At 37.7% G+C, this 16,673-nt stretch carries 18 protein-coding genes; 10 read left to right on the forward strand and 8 right to left on the reverse strand.

The window, feature by feature from the left end:
* The first annotated feature begins 3 nt into the window (after nt 1–3).
* The 7 genes from FB2170_RS10430 to FB2170_RS10460 are packed head-to-tail and all read left to right on the forward strand — an operon-like array spanning nt 4 to nt 4,533.
* Nucleotides 4–246 (forward strand): MoaD/ThiS family protein, encoded by a 243-nt coding sequence (locus tag FB2170_RS10430; protein WP_013306518.1) that lies wholly within the window; start codon nt 4–6, stop codon nt 244–246.
* Nucleotides 246–665, forward strand: a complete 420-nt coding sequence (locus FB2170_RS10435; protein WP_013306519.1) for a molybdenum cofactor biosynthesis protein MoaE — start codon at nt 246–248, stop codon at nt 663–665. Before FB2170_RS10430 ends, FB2170_RS10435 begins: the two co-directional genes overlap by 1 nt.
* Before the next feature lie 3 nt (nt 666–668).
* The gene (gene moaA, locus FB2170_RS10440) at nt 669–1,652 is read left to right on the forward strand and encodes a GTP 3',8-cyclase MoaA (RefSeq protein WP_083802960.1); all 984 of its coding nucleotides are present in this window, start codon (nt 669–671) and stop codon (nt 1,650–1,652) included.
* A complete protein-coding gene (gene moaC, locus FB2170_RS10445) occupies nt 1,653–2,126 on the forward strand; it encodes a cyclic pyranopterin monophosphate synthase MoaC (protein ID WP_013306521.1) in 474 nt (157 codons plus the stop codon). It abuts the gene before it with no gap.
* The gene (locus FB2170_RS10450; protein WP_013306522.1) at nt 2,110–2,706 is read left to right on the forward strand and encodes a molybdenum cofactor guanylyltransferase; all 597 of its coding nucleotides are present in this window, start codon (nt 2,110–2,112) and stop codon (nt 2,704–2,706) included. Before moaC ends, FB2170_RS10450 begins: the two co-directional genes overlap by 17 nt.
* Entirely contained in the window at nt 2,703–3,776 is a 1,074-nt protein-coding gene (gene moeB / locus FB2170_RS10455) for a HesA/MoeB/ThiF family protein (protein ID WP_013306523.1), read from the forward strand. The genes FB2170_RS10450 and moeB overlap by 4 nt, the downstream gene beginning before the upstream one ends.
* Nucleotides 3,760–4,533 (forward strand): sulfite exporter TauE/SafE family protein, encoded by a 774-nt coding sequence (locus FB2170_RS10460; protein ID WP_013306524.1) that lies wholly within the window; start codon nt 3,760–3,762, stop codon nt 4,531–4,533. Before moeB ends, FB2170_RS10460 begins: the two co-directional genes overlap by 17 nt.
* A gap of 13 nt (nt 4,534–4,546) precedes the next feature.
* On the opposite strand, the gene trpB is transcribed toward FB2170_RS10460, so the two are convergent.
* Nucleotides 4,547–5,749 carry a tryptophan synthase subunit beta gene (gene trpB / locus FB2170_RS10465; RefSeq protein WP_013306525.1) on the reverse strand — a complete coding sequence of 401 codons (1,203 nt, stop codon included), beginning with the start codon at nt 5,747–5,749 and terminating at the stop codon, nt 4,547–4,549.
* Between the two features lie 152 nt (nt 5,750–5,901).
* Between trpB and FB2170_RS10470 the strand changes: the two genes are divergently transcribed.
* Complete coding sequence (locus FB2170_RS10470; RefSeq protein ID WP_041632799.1) at nt 5,902–7,101, forward strand: molybdopterin molybdotransferase MoeA; 1,200 nt, start codon at nt 5,902–5,904, stop codon at nt 7,099–7,101.
* Here FB2170_RS10470 and FB2170_RS10475 read toward each other — a convergent pair.
* Genes FB2170_RS10475 through FB2170_RS10490 form a run of 4 tightly spaced genes read right to left on the reverse strand, consistent with a single transcriptional unit; the run spans nt 7,098 to nt 9,716 of the window.
* Nucleotides 7,098–7,970, reverse strand: coding sequence for a DUF1080 domain-containing protein (locus FB2170_RS10475; protein WP_013306527.1), 873 nt, complete (start codon nt 7,968–7,970; stop codon nt 7,098–7,100). The two genes, FB2170_RS10470 and FB2170_RS10475, sit on opposite strands and share 4 nt — an antisense overlap.
* 53 nt (nt 7,971–8,023) lie before the next feature.
* The gene (locus tag FB2170_RS10480; protein ID WP_013306528.1) at nt 8,024–8,452 is read right to left on the reverse strand and encodes a PH domain-containing protein; all 429 of its coding nucleotides are present in this window, start codon (nt 8,450–8,452) and stop codon (nt 8,024–8,026) included.
* On the reverse strand, nt 8,449–9,273 hold the full coding sequence (locus FB2170_RS10485) for a class I SAM-dependent methyltransferase (protein ID WP_013306529.1): 825 nt from the start codon (nt 9,271–9,273) through the stop codon (nt 8,449–8,451). The genes FB2170_RS10480 and FB2170_RS10485 overlap by 4 nt, the downstream gene beginning before the upstream one ends.
* A 53-nt stretch (nt 9,274–9,326) precedes the next feature.
* On the reverse strand, nt 9,327–9,716 hold the full coding sequence (locus FB2170_RS10490) for a DUF1801 domain-containing protein (RefSeq protein ID WP_013306530.1): 390 nt from the start codon (nt 9,714–9,716) through the stop codon (nt 9,327–9,329).
* Nucleotides 9,717–9,845: 129 nt separating this feature from the next.
* On the opposite strand from FB2170_RS10490, the gene FB2170_RS17040 reads away from it, so the two are divergent.
* Both FB2170_RS17040 and FB2170_RS10500 read left to right on the forward strand, forming a co-directional pair.
* The gene (locus FB2170_RS17040) at nt 9,846–11,483 is read left to right on the forward strand and encodes an endonuclease/exonuclease/phosphatase family protein (protein WP_013306531.1); all 1,638 of its coding nucleotides are present in this window, start codon (nt 9,846–9,848) and stop codon (nt 11,481–11,483) included.
* 11 nt (nt 11,484–11,494) lie between these two features.
* Complete coding sequence (locus FB2170_RS10500) at nt 11,495–12,388, forward strand: endonuclease/exonuclease/phosphatase family protein (RefSeq protein ID WP_013306532.1); 894 nt, start codon at nt 11,495–11,497, stop codon at nt 12,386–12,388.
* A gap of 6 nt (nt 12,389–12,394) precedes the next feature.
* Here the strand turns inward: FB2170_RS10500 and FB2170_RS10505 are convergent, their stop codons facing one another.
* The 3 genes from FB2170_RS10505 to FB2170_RS10515 form a co-directional block, all read right to left on the reverse strand.
* The gene (locus FB2170_RS10505; RefSeq protein WP_013306533.1) at nt 12,395–13,660 is read right to left on the reverse strand and encodes an MFS transporter; all 1,266 of its coding nucleotides are present in this window, start codon (nt 13,658–13,660) and stop codon (nt 12,395–12,397) included.
* Nucleotides 13,661–13,766: 106 nt separating this feature from the next.
* Nucleotides 13,767–15,494 (reverse strand): amidohydrolase, encoded by a 1,728-nt coding sequence (locus FB2170_RS10510; protein WP_013306534.1) that lies wholly within the window; start codon nt 15,492–15,494, stop codon nt 13,767–13,769.
* A 76-nt stretch (nt 15,495–15,570) separates the two neighbouring features.
* Nucleotides 15,571–16,623: an SMP-30/gluconolactonase/LRE family protein gene (locus tag FB2170_RS10515; RefSeq protein ID WP_013306535.1), complete on the reverse strand. Its 1,053-nt coding sequence runs from the start codon at nt 16,621–16,623 to the stop codon at nt 15,571–15,573.
* Between the last annotated feature and the right edge of the window lie 50 nt (nt 16,624–16,673).

The raw sequence follows: 16,673 nt of genomic DNA on the forward strand, positions 1-16,673 counted from the left end.
TATATGGAAGTACTTCTTTTTGGGATTGCCAAGGATATCGTAGGCAGTTCTGTTTTGGATTTATCTGGACTCAAAAGTAAACCGGCAAGTGTTGAAGAGTTGATTCATTTGATAAAATCTGATTTTCCGGAATTCAAAAAATTAACCTCTTTGGCGATTGCTGTAAATGGGGAATATGCTACAAATGGGTTATCTTTACAAGCTCATGATGAGATAGCAATAATTCCACCTGTAAGCGGAGGTTAATGAACAAACCAATTATAGAAATTGTAGATTGTATTGATACTTCAGTTGTGTACGACGAATTATCGGATGCTGCTAGTGGAGGAATATGTGTTTTTCTTGGTACAGTAAGGGATTCAACAAATAATGAATCGGTAACTTCTTTGGAATTTGAGGCATATAAATCCATGGCCTTGAAGGAGATGGAAAAAATAGTTGAACAGGCTTTATTAAAATGGACTCTGAATAAGGTTGTGATGCGCCATGCAGTTGGTAAGAAGGAAGTGAAAGAAGCTGTGGTTGTTGTAGGAGCTTCATCAGCGCATCGAGAGGATTGTTTTGCTGCTTGCCGCTTTCTGATTGATACTCTCAAGGAAAGAGTACCTATTTGGAAAAAAGAATTTTTTAAAAACAAAACAGTATGGGTATCCGCCCATCCATAAACTATGTTGATAGATAATCATAATAGAAAAATTAATTACCTACGTCTTGCAGTAACAGATCGTTGCAATTTGCGCTGTAATTATTGCATGCCCGCCGAGGGAATCGATTTTTCAAGTAAGGACAACTTGTTTACTTTGGAAGAATTGTCCAAACTTAGTGGTATTTTGGTTTCGCAGGGCATTGATAAAATAAGGATCACAGGAGGGGAACCCTTTGTTCGTAAAGATTTGATGGTACTACTTCGCGATCTTTCAAAAATGGAAGAGTTAAAGGATATTTCAATAACTACCAATGCTACGCTTATTGGCCCATTCATTGATGAGTTAAAGGAGTTGGGTATAACAAACATCAATGTTAGTATGGATGCTATTAACCGTGATGTTTTTGATAAAATAACTAGGAGGGATCAATACGAAACGGTTTATAACAATGTTTTGAGATTGATCAGCGAAGGTTTTAATGTTCGCATCAATTTTATTGCTTTAGATGGTCAAAATACCGATGATATTTTGCCAATGTTGGAACTGGCGAAGCATTATGATGTCTGTGTGCGTTATTTAGAAGAAATGCCGTTCAATGGTGGTTCACGTAAATTTCAAGGGATCACTTGGGACTACAAGCGCATACTTGCCCATATAAAGGAGGCTTACCCAGACTATGTTCAGCAATCTTCTGAAAAAACATCTACCTCCATGAATTACAAAATCCCTGGATTTAAAGGTACTTTTGGAATCATTCCTTCTTTTAGTCGAACATTTTGTGGCAGTTGCAATAGATTACGGATTACAGCTACTGGAGATGTTATAACGTGTTTGTACGCTAAAGCATCTATGAATATTCGTGATATAATGAGGAGTAAGAATGCCGAAGATAAAATAAAAGAACAAATACTAAAGGCTATTGGCAGTAGGGCAAAGACAGGATTTGAAGCACAACAAAAAGACATTGGAGTCTTCACAAATTCTATGACATCAATCGGTGGGTAAATGAAGAAAGAACTTTCACATATAGATAAATCAGGAAATGCTGTTATGGTTGATGTTTCGGACAAAACAAAAACCATTCGAACGGCAATCGCCTCAGGAAGGGTAGAGTTTCCAGAAGTAATTTTCGAGGCGCTTGCGACAGAAGACTTCCTGTCTAAAAAAGGAAGTATTATCCAAACCGCAATAATCGCAGGTATTCAAGCCGTAAAAAAAACATCTGAATTGATCCCACTCTGCCATCAACTGAACATTTCTAAAATACAGGTGAATATAGAGCCTAAAAATAATGGACTTCAAATCGTTTGTTCAGTAAATTGTAATGAACGTACAGGTGTTGAGATGGAAGCCCTTACAGGTGTGACGGTAAGCGCATTGACGATTTATGATATGTGTAAAGCCCTATCTCATGATATAAGAATATCTGATGTTCAATTAGAGAAAAAGACAGGAGGTAAAAATGACTTCACCCGCTAAAATTTACGGCCTTGTACTTTCAGGAGGAAAAAGTACCCGAATGGGAACGGACAAAGGTTTGATAGCCTATCATGGTATTCCACAGCGTGAGTATTTGTATAATATGTTGAATGGTATTTGTGAGAAGACATTCATGAGTATACGAAATGAACAAGCTGAAGAGTTTTCTTCAGATATTAATACCATTATTGACAAAGATGTTTTCAAAGGCCCTTTTAATGGATTACTCTCAGCACATAACCAATACCCAAAAGTGGCATGGTTGGTTTTGGCATGTGACCTACCATTAATCAATAAGTCAGCTTTGGAAGAGCTTATCGCGGAACGTGATGTCGAAAGTTTCAGTACCGCCATGGCTTTAAAGGAAAATCCTCTTCCTGAACCCTTGTGTGCTATTTGGGAACCAAAAGGACTCTCAACAGCTATTTCATATTTAGAAGGAGGAGCAGGGTCATGCCCTCGAAAATTCCTAATCAATAACAAAACCAAATTGGTATTTCCAACCGAGATCAGTGTCCTAATGAATGCAAATTCTAAGGAAGAATATAGAAAAGCATTGAACAAATTGGCTGCCATATGAACCACGAACGGTATTCCCGACAGATCATTTTAAAAGATTTTGGACCTAATGCACAGCATAAATTATCTGAGTCCAAAGTGCTGGTAGTTGGTGCCGGAGGTTTAGGTGTTCCTGTACTCACGTATTTAAATGCTATGGGAGTTGGTACCTTGGGTATTGTTGATGCAGATACTGTTTCGATTACAAATTTGCACCGTCAAGTGTTATATGATGAAAATGAAGTAGGAAAACATAAGGCCAATGTTGCCCATAGGAAATTGTCTGCCCAGAATTCAAGCACCAAAATTAGAACGTACAATGAGTTTTTGAATCGTGACAATGCTTTGAAAATTATCAAAGGCTACGATGTTGTTGTTGATGCTTCCGATAATTTTCCTACCAGATATCTTATAAATGATGCTTGTGTTATTTTGAATAAGCCATTTGTTTATGGGGCTTTGCATGCTTTTGAAGGTCAAATAAGCGTTTTCAATTTTAACAATGGGCCTACATATCGTTGTCTTTTTCCGAAAATGCCAAATGCCGATGAAATACCTAATTGTAATGAACATGGTGTTTTAGGTGTAATTCCTGGAATTGTTGGAAATCTTCAAGCCCTTGAAGTAATTAAAGTGCTTACAGGGGTCGGGGAGGTATTGTCCGGTAAGTTGTTGTTATATAGTGGGTTAAATCAGTCCATACAAAAAATAAAGTTCACTTTGAACCTTGAAAACGTAAAAATCAACAGACTGCATGATAATTATAATCTCGCATGTGGAGTGAAGGTAGATTCTGTTGAAGCGAATCAATTTAAAACATTACTTCATTCGGAAAACATACAGTCTATCGATGTTCGAACGATGGCGGAGTACAGCCAGTTTCATTTAGATAATACAGTAAATCTACCATTGGATGAAATAGAGCAATGGAAACACACTATAAGTTATAATCGGCCAATTTATCTAGTTTGCCAATCTGGGGTTCGAAGTACAAAGGGCTTGTTAATACTTCAAGAACATGAACCTAATGCTATTCTTATAAATGTTGTTGGTGGTTTAAATAGTTTAAAAATTCATGCTAATAAATATTGAGAGTTTATTGCTTTTATGCGCTGGGTTTTTTGTAATTGCAGTGTTGTATTCTGCTGTGGGAATGGGTGGTGGTTCCAGTTATCTTGCACTATTAACTCTTTTCGTTGCGAGTTTTTTTGCTATACGATCTATTGCCTTAGTTTGTAATCTCATTGTGGTTTCTGGTAGCACAATCCTTTATTTTAAGCATGGTCATGCCCGGCTGAAAGATTTTGTCCCGTTCATAATCACAAGTATTCCAATGGCTTTTTTGGGAGCATCCTTTAGATTAAAGGAAGAAGTGTTTTTTATTGTTCTTGGGGCTTCATTGATTATATCATCACTTTTTCTAGTTTGGCAAACTTCTGGTGCCAAATGGAGTGAACCTACAAAGGAATATCCCCGTTATTTGAGCTATGTTATTGGTGCTTCAATTGGATTTTTGTCCGGATTGGTTGGTATTGGAGGCGGAATTTTCCTTGCTCCGATTTTAAACCACATCAACTGGGATAAATCCGTAAAGATTGCGGCGCTCGCTAGCTTTTTTATTCTTGTAAACTCAATTTCAGGAATTGGGGGGCTACTGTATAGTGATACCTTTGAACTGCCTTGGATGGAGACATTGATTTTAGGGGTAACCGTACTTGTTGGCGGACAATTAGGTATTAGACTTAGTCTAAAAAAACTGTCCGCCAAGAGTATTAAAAGAATAACGGCCGTTTTGGTCTTTGTAGTTGGTGTACGTGTATTACTTGTGAATGGTTTAGGACTTATTTAAGAAGTGTCTAAATCTATTCTGGTAACCCATATTTGTCAACAACAAAATCCAAATCCTTATCACCTCTTCCACTTAAATTCACCAAGATTGATTTTTTTGGATTCTCTTTGGCAAGTTTGAGGGCATAGGCAACGGCATGGGCACTTTCCAAGGCCGGGATAATACCTTCCAGACGACTTAGTTCAAAAAAGGCATCTATAGTTTCTTTGTCGGAAACAACTTCATAGGTTACCTTTTTTAAATCTTTCAGCATACTATGTTCAGGTCCAACCCCAGGGTAATCTAATCCACTGGCAACAGAATATACGGCACTTGGTTCTCCGTTTTCATCTTGAAGGGTATAACATTTGAATCCATGGATAACGCCTGGTTTTCCCAATGTCATGGTGGCGGCATGTTCACCATAGTCTAAAGAACGGCCTCCTGGTTCAACGCCATAAATACTACATTCCTCATCATCTAAAAATGCAGAGAAGAGACCAATGGCATTACTTCCACCACCAACGCAAGCAACCACATTGTCTGGTAATTCTCCAGTCATTTCATGAAACTGTTCCTTGGCCTCAATACCTATAACTCGCTGAAAATCCCGAACAATCATGGGGAAAGGGTGTGGTCCTACCACTGAGCCAATACAATAGATTGTTGTGACAGGATCTTTTAAGTACGCCTCAAATGCCGAGTCCACTGCTTCTTTCAATGTTTTCAGCCCATGAGTAACGGGGACAACTGTCGCCCCTAGAATGCGCATGCGAACAACGTTTGGATGTTCCTTTTCCATGTCAACCTCACCCATGTGAATTTCACATTCCAATCCAAAATAGGCCGCCGCTGTGGCCAATGCAACACCATGCTGACCCGCACCGGTTTCAGCTATCAACTTCTTCTTGCCTAAATGCTTTGCCAATAGGGCCTCACCCATACAATGGTTTAGTTTATGTGCTCCTGTATGGTTGAGGTCTTCTCTCTTAAGATAGATCCTACCTCCATATTTTTCGGACAAACGGTTGCAGTAATAAACCGGAGTGGGTCGGCCTTGATAGTGTTTTCGTATACTTCTTAATTCTGAAATAAAGCTGTGCGATTTGCTAATGGCATAGTACGCATCAGTAATTTTTTTCATCTCATCTTCAAGCATTGGGGGAATGAAGGCTCCACCGTATTCATTGAAAAATCCTTCTTGGTTTGGGTAAGTCTTAAAATAGTTTTCTGCCATGGTCTAAGTATTGTTATTGCTTATTTGTATTGAATTAAGTGATTCTAAAATTAAGCAAATTGATAGATAAAATCATTTTAAATTATGGTAAGGATTTATGGTCAACTTATGTTTATATTTGATTGTAATCTTTAGAAAATCCATATGTATTTATGATGTCATTTGATGAGGCTTTTTCCGCTGTATTGCACCATAAAATTGAATTAGGCATTGAAGAGGTTGATCTGTTGCAAAGTACTGGTCGTGTTCTCGCAGAAGATATCTTGGCGGACAGGGATTTCCCTCCCTTTGACCGAGCTACAAAGGATGGAATAGCTATAAATTTTTCAGTTATTGAAAAGGGGTTAAAAAAGTTGAGAATAGAAGCGGTTGTTAGTGCAGGAATGCCTCAGCAAAAATTGGGTGATATCAAAAATTGTGTTGAAATCATGACCGGAGCCGTGGTTCCACAAAATGCTGATACTGTTATTATGTATGAGCATTTGGATATTAAGGATGGTTATTCGAATATAAGCAGGGATGTAAAAAAAGGACAGGACATTCATAAAAAGGGAAGCGACGTTAAAACAGGAACTGTTCTATTAAAAAAGCATACTAAGATTGGGCCATCTCAAATAGGTGTTTTAGCCTCTGTGGGTAAGTCAAAAATTTTGGTTAGGCAATTACCGAAAGTATGTGTCATCTCCACAGGTAATGAGTTGGTAGATGTATCGCAAATTCCTTTACCACACCAAATAAGAAAATCGAATATATTATCACTTTTTACCGCATTGGAGAAAGAAGGAATCGAGGCCGATAGAATCCATTTGCAGGATGATAAGGAAAGTATCAAGAAGGAGCTTTCCCATATCCTTGAAGAATTTGATGTAGTAATGTTGAGTGGGGGAGTATCGAAAGGAAAATTTGATTTTATTCCAGAAGTAATGGAATCTCTTGATGTGAGAAAAGTATTTCATCGTGTGGCTCAACGCCCTGGAAAACCCTTTTGGTTTGGCACACAGACAAAGCTTAATACGGTTGTCTTTTCTTTTCCCGGTAACCCAGTTTCAACCTTTGCAAATTATCATATTTATTTTCTACCATGGTTGAATGTTTCTTTAGGTCAAGAAGATAAAAAATATCAAGTGGTTTTAGATGATACCATTGAAATCAAACCTCCACTAACTCGGTTTATTCAAGTAAAGACGTATTTGGATGAGGGTAATTTTCATGTGAGAATAATACGGGAAAACGGTTCCGGTGATTTGACCAGCTTGGCCAATTCAAACGGATTCATTTGTTTAAGACCTCGTGAAAATGCTTATGAAAAAGGTGAATTAGTGCCTTTTATTGCAAGCAAGACGATTATTTAATCATATTCACAGTTCTCTTGGTTATGCTTTGTATAATAGGACTTGTAGTTTGTCGCCTTTTCATCTTTACACCCACACAGATCTAGAATCTCGATATTCTTGAATTCCGTATCATGGCTTTCACCTTGAATAGAAATGTATCCTTCGGTCATTGGTGTACCATCTTTGAATAGTTCTTTGTTAAGTCCAGCTAAATGGCCTCCAATGATTGGTTTCGTAAAAGTTCGTACCGTATCGCCTTCCACTATTTGATGCACAATTGAATCTCCTAAAACAACAGCCTCAATATTTACCCATTTTTCTCGTGGGTAAGTGGCTCCTTTAGTATCTGGAATACAATGTGTCTCAACTAGTTTTCCATCAATGTGAACATGACAACCAGGAGTACAAAGATTACCTGTAGGCCTTTCACCATCACCTTTTCCAGCCAACAATTGAAATTCCATGGACATTGGGAAATCTTGGTCCAAAGACATGGTTTTTGGATCTTGACAATGTAGCATGAACCCATTATTGGCAAATGCCCAACCAGGACCTCCTTTTACCTGTTCCCCAACCATTCTATATTGTGCTTTTAAACGATAATGGGAGAATTTGGTTTTATAGAATAAATGGGCAAACTTACTGTCAAAAGAATCATATTCTTTATATGATACTCTAAGGTTTCCATTTGTAACTTTAAAAGTGTTATTAAAATTTTCTCCATAGGTATAGCCTTTTACTTTGGGAGTCCAACCCTCCAAATCCTTGCCGTTGAACATTGAAATCCATTCCTCTTTATCAGCGTTCGGATTTTGTTTTGGGCCACAACTTGCTAACAAAATGAGGAGACAGGTGATTGCTACTATTGGGATACGTAAGTTTTTCATGGATTATATGGTTTTATTCTACGATAAAGATAATACCTAAAGGCCTTAGTTGTTTACCCTGTTATTAATATGTCTGGATTAAGCTCTAATATTTTCTCAATGAACTTTTCATTGGTTTTTGGACTAATGTATATCTCATTGTAAGCATCATACTTAATGATAAGTCCCTTTTTTGCAGTAGCGGGTCTAGAACCCATCCAAAGGGTTCTACCCTTGACTATTTCATATATTCTATCAATGCTTATTTTGCCGTTGATTGGTCCACTTCTGTAAATAAATCCATCTTTATGCAATTCATAGTTCGTTCCAAAAAAAATCCATAACAGCAATCCAACCGCAAGCAATACTATAGGCAAGACCCAATATTCGCTTTTCTGCATTTCACCATTGACAAAACCCATAATGGTCAATGCCAAAACAAATAGGCAGACTCCTATGATGATCGTTGAGAACAACGTATCTTTTCTACTTTTAAATCTCATTTTCTATAGATACCGCTTTGTAACGTTAGTTTATTTTCCTTGAGCCCATTTAGCAAATTGGTTATTTTTTCTATGGTATTTTCTCCCATTAGAACATTCAATCCTAGCTTTGGTGGACCTTGGGCAACCAATTTTGATATTAGTTTTTCAAAAAAGACGATACCATTTTGGGTTTGGTCGTTGGAATGCTCTTTTTTCATTCCCAATTTTTCGAGGATTGACTGCATGGTTGAAGAAGGTTCAAGAAAACTGATTTTCGATTCATGCGCCCAAGGCATTGGGTATTTAACTTTTTCCTTGCCCTTTCTGAAAATGTCATAGTAGATGAAGAAACCATCATTTTTCAAGACCCTAGCTATTTCTGAATAGAATTTTTTCTTGTCATCAACATTCATCTGCACGTGCTGCGTCCAGACTACATCAAACGTCTTATCTTCGAAAGGTAAATCATTTGCGTTACCATATATGAATTGAGTGGAATCACTGAGCCCTACAAGATCTGAAAGTTTGGAAGCCGCATTAATGAATTCTTCTGAAAGATCTATTCCTGTAGTGGTACAATTGAATTCATCTGCCAGCATTCTACAAGGCCCACCGAGTCCGCAGCCAACATCAAGAACCTTGGAGTTCTTTATGTTTGCCAATTGTGCCAGTTCTCTCGAAATTGCAGCACCCCTTACATGAAACTCATCCACTCCTGCAATATCTGACCTGTTTACCTGGTTGAGGTCAACATTTAAATTTTTCAGACGATTTATGATATCATCATACAAATCATGTCTATAATAATGCTCTTCAATTGCAGACAATTTATCCGTCATGTAGTTTTCAAGTATTAGTTTAATTTAATTCCGAATATAATTATTTAAACCCTTTATTTAATGTGAATTGTACCATTCCTATAAAGTTCAAGGGCTTCATTAATAAGAAAGTTGATGGTTTTTAGAGGAATATCCAATAATGGATTTACCCTAAAAATTTTCATTCTTGCCCTATTGCCACTTTCAAGTTCGGGATGATGAAGATGTTGCCCTTCAACAAATAAAATATAGGGTTCTTTTGTCTTTTTATCTTCCCAGAGATAACAGAACATCTTCTGCTTATAACAAAAGCAAGGCATTCCGTATTTTGTAGTTTCTGTTATGTTTTCGTCCTGTTTTAATATGATATCCCTTAGGGCCAATAAACAACTTTTATTGGGTTCGTCTTTGTTCAGATAGAAATTATGCTTTTCATTCATTATTGCGATAGGCGTTGTCAACATATGAAACTATGCCTTTTATTCGGACTAAGAGCGTCAATATTGCCAGATTGATGCAACTAATTTACAGCATATAATTAGTTAAATTTCAATCACTTCGAATTAATTTAGTAGTGCAATTGATAATGATGAATGATTGAGTTATTTTCGATGGACGGCATTACAATGCGCATTAAAATAAAATTGAATATGAACAAAGGCATTCTCTTATTTATCGCAATAATTGTAGGTGTAAATAGCATTTACTCTCAGACCAATTTTTATACTGGTTTTGAGGAAAACATTGATAAATACTACCCCCAAAAGTCCAAAGAAAAAGCGGTATATGTAATGCAATTACAACTACCGCAATGGACCAATGGAATTTCTGGAAGAGCATTGGATCTTTCCGAGAATGCCGTATTACGAAAACCATTGGTTATTGATAGTCTCGAGACACCAGACTATGGGATGAATGATTTTTCCGTTCAAGTATGGGTTAAAACTATTAAAGGTGCTGTTCAAGGTACACCAATAATCGGAAACACAAAAGATGAAGACCCAGAGGGTCCTGGCTGGAAAATACTCACGCAAGAAAATGGCGCGTGGGGAGTTTGGATCTCTGATGGAAAAAGTGAATACAGATATTTGCCAACACCAGGAAGACAAGCAATCAACGATGGTGAGTGGCATCAACTTGCCTTTAGTATAGATAGGGAAAAAGAAGAAGCCTGGTTCTTTAAAGATGGAAAAAATGTTGCTATTTACAATACACCAAACTTGGGAAGTTTGAACAGTAACAATAGGACCGTAGTTGGAGGAACCTATGAATATTGGGAATATGGTTCTTCAGGTCAATGGACAGCATTTAATGGCTATTTAGATGAAGTGAACGTTAAGAGTTCATATCAGAACAGTACGAGTATAAAAGAGGACTTCAATCGTTTTAAAACCTTGGAAGAAGATGATAAACTGGATTCACCGCTTAGGACAATGGTTTGGAATATTTGGCATGGTGGTAGAAGATATGGTAAACATGTTGGCGTTGAACGCGTTGTACAAACTATAAAGCAGGCCCAACCCGATGTTGTCGCATTGATTGAGACTTATGGATCAGGAGAGATTATTGCTGATGCGTTGGGATATCATTTTTATCTAATAAGCTCTAATTTGAGTATAATGAGTAGGTTTCCCATTAATAAAACAATTAAAGCTTTTCGCCCATTTAATTTTGGAGGCGCAGAAATTAATTTAGGTGGTGGGCGGCGACTTACGTTTTTGAACACTTGGTTGCATTACTTACCTGATTATAGCAAAAATGTGATTGAAGGTGCAATTTCAGCCGAAGACTTGATAAATGCTGAAAAAGAGACACGCCAATCAGAGGTAGAAAGTATTTTAAAGGAAATTAAACCACTTCATTCTAAATCTGGGAGTAATCCAGTTATTATGCTTGGGGATTTTAATAGTGGGTCTCATTTAGATTGGATTGAATCTACCAAGGGCATACATAACGGTTATACGATTGATTGGCCTGTTAGTTTGGCAATGATAAATGCAGGGTTCAAAGATAGTTTTAGAGAGTTGAACATAAACCCGCTATTAGATCCTGGACTTACCTGGACACCAAGGGCGGCAACTTCATCCAATGAATATGGATTAAGGGATCGTATTGACTATATCTATTATAAAGGTGGTTTGATTCCGATTGAATCCAAGGTAATTGATTATCATCCATTAATGTTTCCGTCTGACCATGCGGCTGTCATAACAGTGTTCGACGTAAAGTAAATTCTAAGTTCATGAAAGTAAAACCACTAGTAGCCTTTTTGTTCCTTTTTGTTCTCACAAATGGAATTGGTCAAGAAAACTTTAAATTGATCAGTTATAATATTTGGAATGGTTTCGAATGGGGGAAAGATACAGTTCGCCAAGAGAAGCTTTTGTCATGGATGGATTCAAAAAAGCCAGATGTAGTTGCTCTACAAGAACTTTGTGATTATAACGATGATAAATTAACCCAAGACGCGAAGGCTTGGGGTCACGATTATTCAGTGCTTTTAAAAACAACAGGTTATTCGGTGGGTTTGACTTCCAAGTATCCAATTGTTCTTAAAGAAAAGATAATCGAGGGAATGCATCATGGTGCATTACATTGTTCAACCAACGGTTTTGAAATTTTTGTGGTTCATTTGTCACCATCTCAATGGGAAAAGAGAAGCGAAGAAGCCGAAATTTTATCAGGTATAATTGACCTTGAAATAAAAGCAGGCAATAAGGTCCTTGTTTGTGGCGATTTTAATGCGCTTTCTCCAGCTGATGCTGATTGGTACAATTCGAGGGCTGATCTTTTACAAGACGCAAGAAAAAGAGATGAGAAAAATGACCAATCAGAAAATTTAAGAGAGGGCAATTTTGATTATTCAGTCATGTCCAAGTTTTATGGGGTGGGTCTTTTTGATAATGCTTCTAAATTCGTAGGTACTGGTAATGACCGTATAAGTTTCCCTACACAGGTTTTTCGTAAGACCGAAACCGACAAAAAGAAGTTGATTGATAGAGGAACACGTATAGATTATATCTTAACGAGTTATAATTTGGTTAATCAATGTATCGACACCAAAATTTATAATGGCCCAGAAGCCTATTTTTTATCGGATCATTATCCAGTTGAGTCCAGTTTTATTCTTGAATAGAAACACTCAGTGCTTTTTTTTCTTACCGTATAACCGATGATAAATCCATGCGGCAATAGCTCCAATCAAGGAAAAGAAAATTAGCATCAAAAATACATGTTGATGCCCTTGAGCACCTGGTGATTTATCTAAAAGGTAACCCATGGCGGGACCCGCAAAAATATCCGGAGTATATCCTACAATAGAAATTAACCCAACAGCTGTCCCGGTGAGCAGAAGAGGTATCTGTCCTCTTTCCATCACAGCAAAATAAAGAGAACGTGCTGCATAAACTCCTGTGGCGATGATTAGGGTTGAGATAAAAAATAATGCAGTAGATGAATCAGAAATAATGCCCGTTGCGAAAAGCAATGCACCAATAATAGACACAACAAAACCAATGAACAACCATAGCGTCGTCTGGGAACGATCTGCCAGAATACCTATAATCACTCCAACAACTGGCCGAATAAACAATAGAAAAGTACCTACTTGCGCAGATTGTACTTGGTTATAAAGCATTACATCTTGAGCATAGAGGGAAAAGACATCGGTGATTTTATAACCGACATATGCACATAGAATTATAACCATTAACAACCTAACAGAAGGTAGTTTTAAAACTTCTTTCACTTGGCTTAAGGTAATTTTATCTAAAATGATTTCCTTTTCTAAATCACGATCCAATTTCATGAAAAACCATACCACAAGCCCTACAATGGAAACTATTCCCGAAGAAACAAGAATCACATATCTAAAAGCGGCTTTACTCTCAACAATAGTTGCTTCAGAAACTTCCGAGGCAATGAATAATGAAAATATGAAAACGCCCATTGCACCAAACAGCGCTCCAACTAGACCTCGGCCACCGTCCAAAAAGCCAAATGCCTTACCTTGCGAAGAAGACCCTCCCCAAACGCGTGTTGCCTTGATCATTGGCGCCCAGAAAAGAAATATGGTTGTAAAGCCCCAATAGCCGTATAGAATCTTTAAAATCGAGTAACTAGGGAAAGTAGCGTATACCAAACCACCTAAGGCGGTCATCCATAGGGCTACTGCTATAAGTTTTCTCGGCGGATATTTATCGGCAAGTGGTCCACCAAAGAGGTAAGATAGGAGGGCAACAATTCCATAAACCGAAAAACATATCCCCAACTGTACATTGTCCAAATTAAATACATTCAGCACTGTTGGTCTAAATACCCTTGCCAATACAAAAGGGATAATAAATACCGACTCACCGGCCAAAATCAATAATAGTAGAAAATGCCATGGTGGCTTTTGCTGATTCATATAATTAGAATGAGTGCGCTTAAGAAATACAGGTTTTTCGTTCGAACAAAAATTAGAGTTTCAACACAAATTGATTATGGGAATAATCCCCGTTCCAAAATATTGGTTACTTACCTTTTTGATATACCACATTTCCATCGAAAATGGTCATTTCAATTGTGGTATTTAGAATTTGGTCTTCTGGAACTTGCATGAGGTCCTGGTTGTAGATTGTGAAATCTGCCAATTTCCCGACCGTAATGGAACCTTTTAAATCTTCTTCAAATGCTCCATAGGCTGCATCTAACGTGTAAGATCTAAGTGCCTGTTCCCTAGTCATTTTTTGCTCAGGTTCATAACCGCCCACAGGCGTACCTTTCAAAGTTTTTCTACTAACACTTGCATAGAAACTTGAAATAGGATTCAACGGTTCAACCGGTACATCGGTACCGTTGACAATTGGGATTCCACTTTGTAGTAAGTCTTGCCACATATAAGCACCCTCTTTGATGCGTTTTTCCCCAAGACGGTCAATTGCCCAAGGGCGGTCAGAGGACATATGTACCGCTTGCATAGCAGGGATAACGCCTAGGCTTGCAAAGCGCGGAATATCATCTGGATGCAGGTGTTGTGCGTGTTCTATTCGAAACCTATGATCAGCAGTCATATCTGGCAATTCATCAAAGGCCAATTCATAACGGTCCAAAATCTCCCTATTTGCTCTATCGCCAATGGCGTGTGAACAAACTTGAAAACCATGTTCTAAACCTTTTAGAGATGTCTTTTTTACAAATTCCATGGGTAAGGTTTCATGTCCAAAATGTCCTGGACGATCTGTATATGATTCCAATAGCCAAGCTCCACGTGAACCTAATGCACCATCACAGTTCAGTTTTATAGAACGAATAGTCAATAGGTTCTCAGGATCAACAAGAGGTCCTTTTTCATACCATTCATTCAGTAATTCCTCATCCCAACCCGTAAGCATGGTATACAACCTAATTTTCATTTTGTTAGCTGTCTTCATCGAAGAATAGAGTTCTATGGTTTCTCTGCCAATTCCAGCGTCGTGAAAACCTGTAATCCCATGTCTATGGCAAGCAGCCACAGCCAGTTCAAAAGCCTTGGCATTTGTTTCAGGAGTATTCTCTGGAATATGTTTTCTAATTAAACCCTGTGCACGTTCATTGAAAATACCAGTTGGTCTTCCTAATTCATCGCGGATTACTTCGCCACCTTCCACTTCAAATTTGTCAATACCATCTTTCGACAATACCTGAATTCCTGCAATTTCCATTGCTTTGGCATTGGCAAAACCTGCATGTCCACTGGCATGACCTAAGTATACAGGATTCTCGGGAGATACGGAACTTAGTAACTGGTGTGTTTGGAATCCATTGACCGTTTCGTCTGGCATTTCATCCCATTTGCTTTGATGCCAACCTCTTCCTGTGATCCATTCCCCCGGCTCAGCAGATTTTACTTTTTCGGCAACGGCATCCACAATTTCTTGGTAGCTAGTGGTATTCATTAGATCTAGGGACAATTCATTATATCCCAATCCCATAAAATGGCCATGTCCTTCAATCAGCCCAGGAGTCATAGTCTTTCCTTTAAGGTCAATAACATCAGTTAAATCAGTTTTATATTTTTCAGCTTCGACAAGACTGCCTGCAAAAAGAATCTTATTGTCCTTTGTTGCTACTGCTTCAACCGTGGTTTGAATGTTATCAACGGTGTATATAGGTCCGCCATGAATCAGCAGCGTTGCAGATTGTTTATCAGAGGTGTTACATGAAGTTAATATTAGAAGAAATAGAAATAGTAAGGTGATGGCAGAATTATTTAATCGCATATTAGTTGGATTTTTAGATAGCTGAATTTACAATATAAATGGCTATTTGAAAAACCTGTTAAAGTGCGTCTTTATTTTAGGGTTTTGTATTGCGTTGTAGAATTAAGAATTCTTCATCCATGACGTTGCCCATGAATATTAAATCCCCAAAAGTTGCGGCAACCGTTGAACCAGACATTTCACTACCCTCTTCAACATATATTTTTTCAATTGAATAATCTCCCTTTTTCCTGTAATCGATTTTAATAATCTCCGAAGGGGAGGTTTCTTTATTGCCCTTTGCATATGAACTAAAGCGTAAAAGATTGGGATGTGACCCTATCCAAAGATTTCCTTCTTGATCAAACTCTATATTGTCCACTCCAGTTCCACAATCAATCGCCTCATTGAAGGTGAGTGTTCCATCTTTGTTCATTGCAAAAACTTCGACTTCAAAATGTCTGGGCGATGCCACAAAAATCAGGTCTCTATTATTGTCGATATTGATTCCATTGGCATATGCAATTCCATTGGCAACCTCATTGTACCTAGATCCATCAAAGAATATCACATTCGATATTCCTAAACCAAGATAATTTTCTGCCAATAAACCTAGACCTTGTGTGTACTTATGGTCGTTGGTAAAGTAAAAACGATCTTCATCTATCATGACGACATCATTAGGACTTATCATGGATGGATGTTCCAAGGTTTTTATGTGCGTCATCCTTTTATCATATAATTCAAAAACTTCTAGGGAATGCCCTTTTTGAGTATGGTTCACAGCCATAACCTTATACGTACTATCTGTTTTGAAGAACGAAATACCATGTGGCGCAAACGGTTGTTTAAAATTTTTTGTCAAATGGATAGGCTCAAAATCATCGTTTTTTAAATCTATCAAATAAAGCCCTCCTTTGTCGACTGTTTCAGGGGGAAAGGCAGCGCGATCGGTTGAGGAAATCAATGCAAAGCTATCGATGCGACTTATCATAATATCCTCGGCTCCTACAAGTGGAATTCTTTTAAGGATTTTTCCTTGAAACTGTGGTTCAATAGTTCTGAAATAACCTGTGGAAATCAATACATGACCTATAAAGAGAAGTACCAAGAAAGTGAATAAAAGGAAAACTTTTTTTAGGATTCGCATATCTTTTTTATTGACGTTTTGTAGTTTTTGGTATTGTCCATGTTTAGTTT

The sequence above is a fragment of the Maribacter sp. HTCC2170 genome, assembly GCF_000153165.2.
Taxonomy (GTDB): Bacteria; Bacteroidota; Bacteroidia; order Flavobacteriales; family Flavobacteriaceae; genus Maribacter_A.

Coding starts and splice junctions, on each gene's coding strand:
- FB2170_RS10430 (WP_013306518.1), top strand. CDS start 4: ATGGAAGTACTTCTTTTTGGGATTGCCAAGGATATCGTAGGCAGTTCT.
- FB2170_RS10435 (WP_013306519.1), top strand. CDS start 246: ATGAACAAACCAATTATAGAAATTGTAGATTGTATTGATACTTCAGTT.
- moaA (WP_083802960.1), top strand. CDS start 669: ATGTTGATAGATAATCATAATAGAAAAATTAATTACCTACGTCTTGCA.
- moaC (WP_013306521.1), top strand. CDS start 1,653: ATGAAGAAAGAACTTTCACATATAGATAAATCAGGAAATGCTGTTATG.
- FB2170_RS10450 (WP_013306522.1), top strand. CDS start 2,110: ATGACTTCACCCGCTAAAATTTACGGCCTTGTACTTTCAGGAGGAAAA.
- moeB (WP_013306523.1), top strand. CDS start 2,703: ATGAACCACGAACGGTATTCCCGACAGATCATTTTAAAAGATTTTGGA.
- FB2170_RS10460 (WP_013306524.1), top strand. CDS start 3,760: ATGCTAATAAATATTGAGAGTTTATTGCTTTTATGCGCTGGGTTTTTT.
- trpB (WP_013306525.1), bottom strand. CDS start 5,749: ATGGCAGAAAACTATTTTAAGACTTACCCAAACCAAGAAGGATTTTTC.
- FB2170_RS10470 (WP_041632799.1), top strand. CDS start 5,902: ATGATGTCATTTGATGAGGCTTTTTCCGCTGTATTGCACCATAAAATT.
- FB2170_RS10475 (WP_013306527.1), bottom strand. CDS start 7,970: ATGAAAAACTTACGTATCCCAATAGTAGCAATCACCTGTCTCCTCATT.
- FB2170_RS10480 (WP_013306528.1), bottom strand. CDS start 8,452: ATGAGATTTAAAAGTAGAAAAGATACGTTGTTCTCAACGATCATCATA.
- FB2170_RS10485 (WP_013306529.1), bottom strand. CDS start 9,273: ATGACGGATAAATTGTCTGCAATTGAAGAGCATTATTATAGACATGAT.
- FB2170_RS10490 (WP_013306530.1), bottom strand. CDS start 9,716: ATGTTGACAACGCCTATCGCAATAATGAATGAAAAGCATAATTTCTAT.
- FB2170_RS17040 (WP_013306531.1), top strand. CDS start 9,846: ATGATTGAGTTATTTTCGATGGACGGCATTACAATGCGCATTAAAATA.
- FB2170_RS10500 (WP_013306532.1), top strand. CDS start 11,495: ATGAAAGTAAAACCACTAGTAGCCTTTTTGTTCCTTTTTGTTCTCACA.
- FB2170_RS10505 (WP_013306533.1), bottom strand. CDS start 13,660: ATGAATCAGCAAAAGCCACCATGGCATTTTCTACTATTATTGATTTTG.
- FB2170_RS10510 (WP_013306534.1), bottom strand. CDS start 15,494: ATGCGATTAAATAATTCTGCCATCACCTTACTATTTCTATTTCTTCTA.
- FB2170_RS10515 (WP_013306535.1), bottom strand. CDS start 16,623: ATGCGAATCCTAAAAAAAGTTTTCCTTTTATTCACTTTCTTGGTACTT.